The 5,325-nt window shown below is 60.4% G+C and carries 4 protein-coding genes; 3 read left to right on the top strand and 1 reads right to left on the bottom strand.

Going from position 1 to position 5,325, the window contains the following annotated elements; translation table 11 throughout:
* Positions 1-62 precede the first annotated feature (62 nt).
* The 3 genes from rfbD to ACUVTA_RS08335 are packed head-to-tail and all read left to right on the top strand — an operon-like array spanning position 63 to position 3,531.
* Positions 63-902, top strand: coding sequence for a dTDP-4-dehydrorhamnose reductase (gene rfbD / locus ACUVTA_RS08325; RefSeq protein ID WP_445952487.1), 840 nt, complete (start codon positions 63-65; stop codon positions 900-902).
* Positions 889-2,082 (top strand): glycosyltransferase family 4 protein, encoded by a 1,194-nt coding sequence (locus ACUVTA_RS08330; RefSeq protein WP_445952484.1) that lies wholly within the window; start codon positions 889-891, stop codon positions 2,080-2,082. Before rfbD ends, ACUVTA_RS08330 begins: the two co-directional genes overlap by 14 nt.
* Positions 2,083-2,115: 33 nt before the next feature.
* Positions 2,116-3,531: a sugar transferase gene (locus ACUVTA_RS08335; protein ID WP_445952485.1), complete on the top strand. Its 1,416-nt coding sequence runs from the start codon at positions 2,116-2,118 to the stop codon at positions 3,529-3,531.
* A gap of 126 nt (positions 3,532-3,657) precedes the next feature.
* Here ACUVTA_RS08335 and ACUVTA_RS08340 read toward each other — a convergent pair whose 3' ends face one another.
* Positions 3,658-5,034, bottom strand: a complete 1,377-nt coding sequence (locus ACUVTA_RS08340; RefSeq protein WP_445952486.1) for a metallophosphoesterase family protein — start codon at positions 5,032-5,034, stop codon at positions 3,658-3,660.
* Positions 5,035-5,325 lie beyond the last annotated feature (291 nt).

Below are 5,325 nucleotides of genomic sequence, written 5' to 3' on the forward strand. Positions count from 1 at the left end.
AAGATTCAATCCGTGAACCTTATGGGTTGCTAAACCAAATTATACGAGGAGGAATAAATTTGATGAGAATTCTTGTTACCGGTGCGGCGGGAATGCTAGCGCGGGCGGTAGTGGCCGAGTTTGCGGCGCGGGGAAACAAGGTAGCAGGGCTCACCCGCCAACAGCTCGATATCACTTCTGCGCCAGCGGTAGCCGAGGCGCTGCGGGAGTACCGCCCGGCGGTCCTGGTTAACTGTGCCGCTTATACGAATGTGGACGGGGCGGAAGAAAATCCCCGGGAGGCCTTCCTGGTAAACGGGCTGGCGGTTAAGGAGCTGGCCGCCCTGTGCCGGGCGAACGGGGTAAGACTGGTACATATAAGCACTGATTACGTTTTCGACGGCGGGAAGGGCAGGCCATATCACGTCTACGATCCGGCGCGCCCTGTCAACCGCTACGGCGAAAGCAAGTGGTGGGGGGAGGCGGCGGTGCGCGAGACGGGCGGTGACTACCTTATTGTGAGGATCAGCTGGCTTTTCGGGCCGGGCGGGAAGCACTTTGTGGGGACGATCCTCAGGCGTGCCGGCGAGGCGGGGGAGCTTAAGGTGGTGGACGACCAGTACGGCACCCCGACCTACGCTCCTGACGCTGCGCGGGCGATAGCGGATCTCGTCCTGGCCGGTGCCCGCGGCACTTTTCACGTCACCAACAGCGGTGAAACCACGTGGTACCGCTTTGCCCGGGCGATTTTAGAGTTGAGTGGCAGTCGGACGGCCCTCGTACCTTGCACTACTGCCGAGTTTCCCCGCCCGGCGCGGCGCCCGTGCTACACTGTTCTCGACAATTTCCCCCTAAAAGAGGTTATTGGTTACCAGTTGCCGCCTTGGGAAGACGCGCTCCGGCGGTACCTTGCCCGCCGGTAGGGAGCGGGTACTCATGGGCAGGCCCCGGGTTCTTTTCGTGGCGACGGTGGCCCGCCACCTCCTCGCCTTTCACCAGCCTTATTTCCGTCTCTGGCAGGAATGGGGCTACGCGGTTGACGTTGCCTGTAACCCGGCGGGGGAGGCGGCGTCCTTTGCTTCTTTGGGCGTGCGGCTTTATCCCGTCCCTTTCGGGCGGCGCCCTTTCTCCCGCCAAAACTTGCGGGCGGGCTTTGCGCTCTGGCGGCTTTGCCGGCAGGAATCTTACGCCCTGGTTCACGTCCATACCCCCGTGGCCGCGTTTATCGCGCGGCTGACGCTGCGGCTGCTCCGTTTCCGCCCGGTCCTCTATACGGCGCACGGCTTTCACTTTTTCCGCGGGGCGCCGCTTAGGAACTGGCTCCTCTATTTTCCGTTGGAATGGCTGGCGGCGCGGTGGACCGACGGGTTGATCCTTTTAAACCGGGAGGATTACGAAAGGGCAAAACGCCTCCCCATGCGGGGCGAGGTTTTTCTGGTCCCCGGTGTGGGGGTAGATGCTGCTGCTTTCACGCTTCCGCCCGGTGAGACGGCCAAGCGGCGGCGGGAACTTGGTTTGCAGCCGGAAACACCCGTGGCGGCCGTGGTCGCCGAGCTGAGCAGGGTCAAAAACCACGAGCAGGTCTTTCGCGCCTGGCGGCTGGTGGTCCGGGAGCTTCCCGAAACGGTGCTACTGGTGGCCGGAGAAGGGGAGCGGCGGTGCGCCCTAGAACGGTTGGTGGCGCAGTTAGGTATAGCGGCGCACGTGAAGTTTTTGGGTTTTTACCGCGAGATCCCCGCTCTTTTGTCGGTGTCCGACGTGGTGGTGCTCACTTCGAAACGGGAGGGCCTGCCGCGGGTAATTCTCGAAGCGATGGCGGCGGGCAAGCCGGTGGTGGCGACGGATGTCCGCGGTAACAGGGACCTGGTGGTGAATGGAGAAACCGGCTACTTGGTCCGGGTGGGCGACGTGGCGGGAACGGCGGCGGCGGTGCTGCACTTGCTCCGCAACCGGGAGGACGCTGCCCGGATGGGCGCGGCGGGGCGCCGGCGACTCGAACCCTACGATTTAGAAAAAGTGGTCGCGCAGGTAGCCCAGATTTACCGGCGCTATCTTGCCGGAGCGCCGGGAGGAAAAGCAGGCGCCGGCGGCGAACTTATGTAGAAGATTCACGAAAAGAAACCGGCGGCGAGGTCGATGGAAAAGAGGCTGCTGCGGCGGTTACCCATCTGGGTGGTTGCTGCTGGAGACCTGGCGGTTTTGCACCTAACCCTTTTGCTCATCTTTTACCTGCGTTTTGGCGGTTCTCTCCCCGAAGCGAACTTCACAGCCTGGCGCAGCACCCTGCCGTGGGTGAGCGTGATGGCCCTTTTGCTTTTTGCGGGGCTCGGGCTCTACGAGCGGCGCCTGAACGGTCTGGTTTCCGTGATGCGGGCCCTTATCCCGGCGGTTGTAGGGGTGGCCCTGGCGACGGCGGCGATTGCCTTCTGGGTGCGGGGGTTCGCCTTCCCGCGGAGCGTTCTCCTGCTCGGGGTCTGCGGCCAGTTTGCGGGGCTTCTAATCTGGCGCGGCCTTTGCTACCGGATAGATTGCTACCTGCACGGGCGACGTGGGCTGGTGGTAGTGGGCGCCAGCGAGACGGTCCGCCCGGTGCTTGAGAAGCTGTTCGGCCTACCCCGGAGCCTTTTTTACATCCGGAAAGTGACCGAGCCTGAAAGTCCGGCTTTGAAAGAAGCGCTCGCGGCGGCTGAAGGCGTGGTGGTAGCGCCAGGGGTGCCGGCAACGGTAAAGGCGGCAGTGGTGACCACGGCGCTTGAGGCGGGCCGGGAGGTTTACCTGGTTCCTGAACTTTACGAGGTGATGCTGACTGGCGCGCGGGTGATCGAACTTGACGACCTTCCGGTACTTAAGGTCGAAGAATTGCGCCTGTCGCTCTTGCAGGCTGCTGGTAAACGGGTTTTCGATCTTGGTGTGGCCCTTCTCCTTTTGGTTGTTACCGTCCCGGTCTTCTTGATAACTGCGCTACTCGTGCGCTTATCTTCCTCCGGGCCCATTTTTTACGTCCAGGAGCGGGTTGGTTACCGGGGCCAGGTTTTTAAGCTGTTCAAATTTCGCACTATGATCCCTGACGCCGAGAAAGAAACCGGGCCCATCCTGGCACAGGCCGACGACCCGCGAATAACCCGCGTAGGGAAATTCTTACGGGCTACGCGACTTGACGAACTCCCCCAGCTTTTCAACGTGCTGAAGGGGGAGATGAGCCTCGTGGGGCCGCGTCCCGAGCGGCCGGTTTTCGTAGACGAATTTATTAGGGCCCATCCCGCGTACCACTACCGCCACCTGGTCAAACCCGGTCTTACGGGAATGGCGCAGATCTACGGGCGTTACACCACGTCGCCCGAGGACAAGCTCCGCTACGACCTCTACTACATTCGCAACTACTCCTTCCTCCTGGACCTCAAGATCCTGTTACGCACGATCCCGGTGGCGTTTACTCCCAGTGCGGCCCGGGGAGAGGCTGCGGGCGCACCGGAGAAAAGCGCGGTAATCCACGCGTTGCTGAACAGGATGCAGGAAGCGGCGGCGGGAGAAGACGGGAAAGAGATCGGTTAAGGGGCCAAAGGGTTAAAAAATCTCTCCACCCGCCTCCGGCTATGGGCTTACGTTTACCGGTGCCAAAAGGATAGTTGCGGTTGGCGCGGTACGCGGGGTGATGCCGGGGCGGGAACCAGTCGGTGCTCAACCTGGAAACTTCCCCTGCGCGGGCTGTAGGTGATGATGTCCACGGCCACCGGCCGTTTTTGCGGGTTGAGGTGGACGATCATCGCCGTGTAACGGGACCTCGGTTGCGCTCTGCAGCCCCCTGATACCGGCGGCGCCGGCAGTTCCGGGGTTTAGGAGCAGCGAAGCGGTGTCCCCTTCTACCGCCGGCTCGTGGGTATGGCCGCAGACGATGAGCGGCACCTGGCCGCGGAAGCGGCGGGCCACCGCGGGGTTATGCACCACGAGTACGTCTATACGGGTGGGAGAGCGCTTAAGCGTTGCGGCGAGCTGCTCAGTTAGGGCTTTGAGCGCTGTCTCCTCCTGCGCGGTGTTTTCGGCCTTTGGTATGGGGCGGTAAGCCAATGGATCAGGCGCGCCGAGAACCTTGAGGCCGGCAACATCTGTTATCTGCCCCCGCAAAACGTACACGTGCGGCCTGGTGGTCAAAGCGTTCATTACCGCCGGGGAGTCGTGGTTACCGGGCGCCAGAAGGTAAGGAATTGGTAACTCATTGGTCCCTTTGACGAGGTTAAGCTCGAGCGGTAAGCCGAGATCGGTTAGATCGCCGGCATCAAGGATGGCGCTTACGGCGAAGCGAGTGGCTAATTCGCGGGCGAGCGTAAGCGCCACCGGATTGTTATGGATATCGGCGACGAGGAGCAGCCGGGTGTCGCCGTCTTGTAGGGAAAAGTTATTCAGCGTGTCGGCGCGCTGAAAGAGTTCCTGGAGGTTCGCGATCAGTTCCGGGGCTTTAGCGTTAAGTTCTTGGAAACCGCTTACCAGGTTTTCGCTGAGCGCAAGAATCCTAGGGGCAGCCTCGATAATACCGCTATAGGCAGGGTGTTTGAAGGCCTCCGGCTGGTAAGTGAGATAAACAGGGCCAAGTAACGCGGCGGCTGTCAGAAGCCCGGTTAAAGGCGGGAGCCAAATTCGACGCAGGGGAAGGCGCAGAAGCGGCCAGGTGAAAAGAATAGCTCCTCGGCTACCGCAAATAAATTGGCGGAGCACGAAGGACTTAAGCGCCTCTTTGGCGTCGTGCTGCAGCCTTTCCCAGAACTGGGAGAGGTTAGGATTCTGGAGGGCGGCGGTCACTGTCTTCTCTTCTACCCGAAGGAGGGTGAGGCGGCACTCAGCCGGGAAGGCGTGGGTCCGCGCAGCGAGCGTCCCGAGCGGCGGTAGCTCTACGACTGTCTGCCCGGCTTTCGCGGGCCGCACGGCCGCCGCCACCCGGAAGCCGTCGATTTGGTACTGGGCTGGTCCGAAGGCCCAGATAAAGATGATGGCGCCGGCTAGCGCGCTTCTGACCAGCAAAATCAGCTGTAAAAGCTTATCGACGGAAACTTTGGTATTCATTTAGTAGGGTCACCCAAACAAAATATTTTGCCGCAGTTGGTTTAATACAAAACCACTTTTTGAAATAAAAATAAATAATTCGGCAGGTGTTTGTCTTTTCCTGTCGAAAAGCATGATCCCTTATTATGGTAGCAACTGTAGCTCCTTTCCTTTGTAGAGCGGCGGGACATTTTAAATTACCGGTAATTAATAAGCGGTTGACCGCTTCCCAACCGGTAAGAAGCAAGAGTTTTTACGCCTTCTTGGGCCATAATTAATAAACGAACTTACCCCCAAGATTTAAAATTGGCT

The organism is Thermodesulfitimonas sp., assembly GCF_052743955.1.

Coding starts and splice junctions, on each gene's coding strand:
- ACUVTA_RS08335 (WP_445952485.1), top strand. CDS start 2,116: ATGGAAAAGAGGCTGCTGCGGCGGTTACCCATCTGGGTGGTTGCTGCT.
- rfbD (WP_445952487.1), top strand. CDS start 63: ATGAGAATTCTTGTTACCGGTGCGGCGGGAATGCTAGCGCGGGCGGTA.
- ACUVTA_RS08340 (WP_445952486.1), bottom strand. CDS start 5,034: ATGAATACCAAAGTTTCCGTCGATAAGCTTTTACAGCTGATTTTGCTG.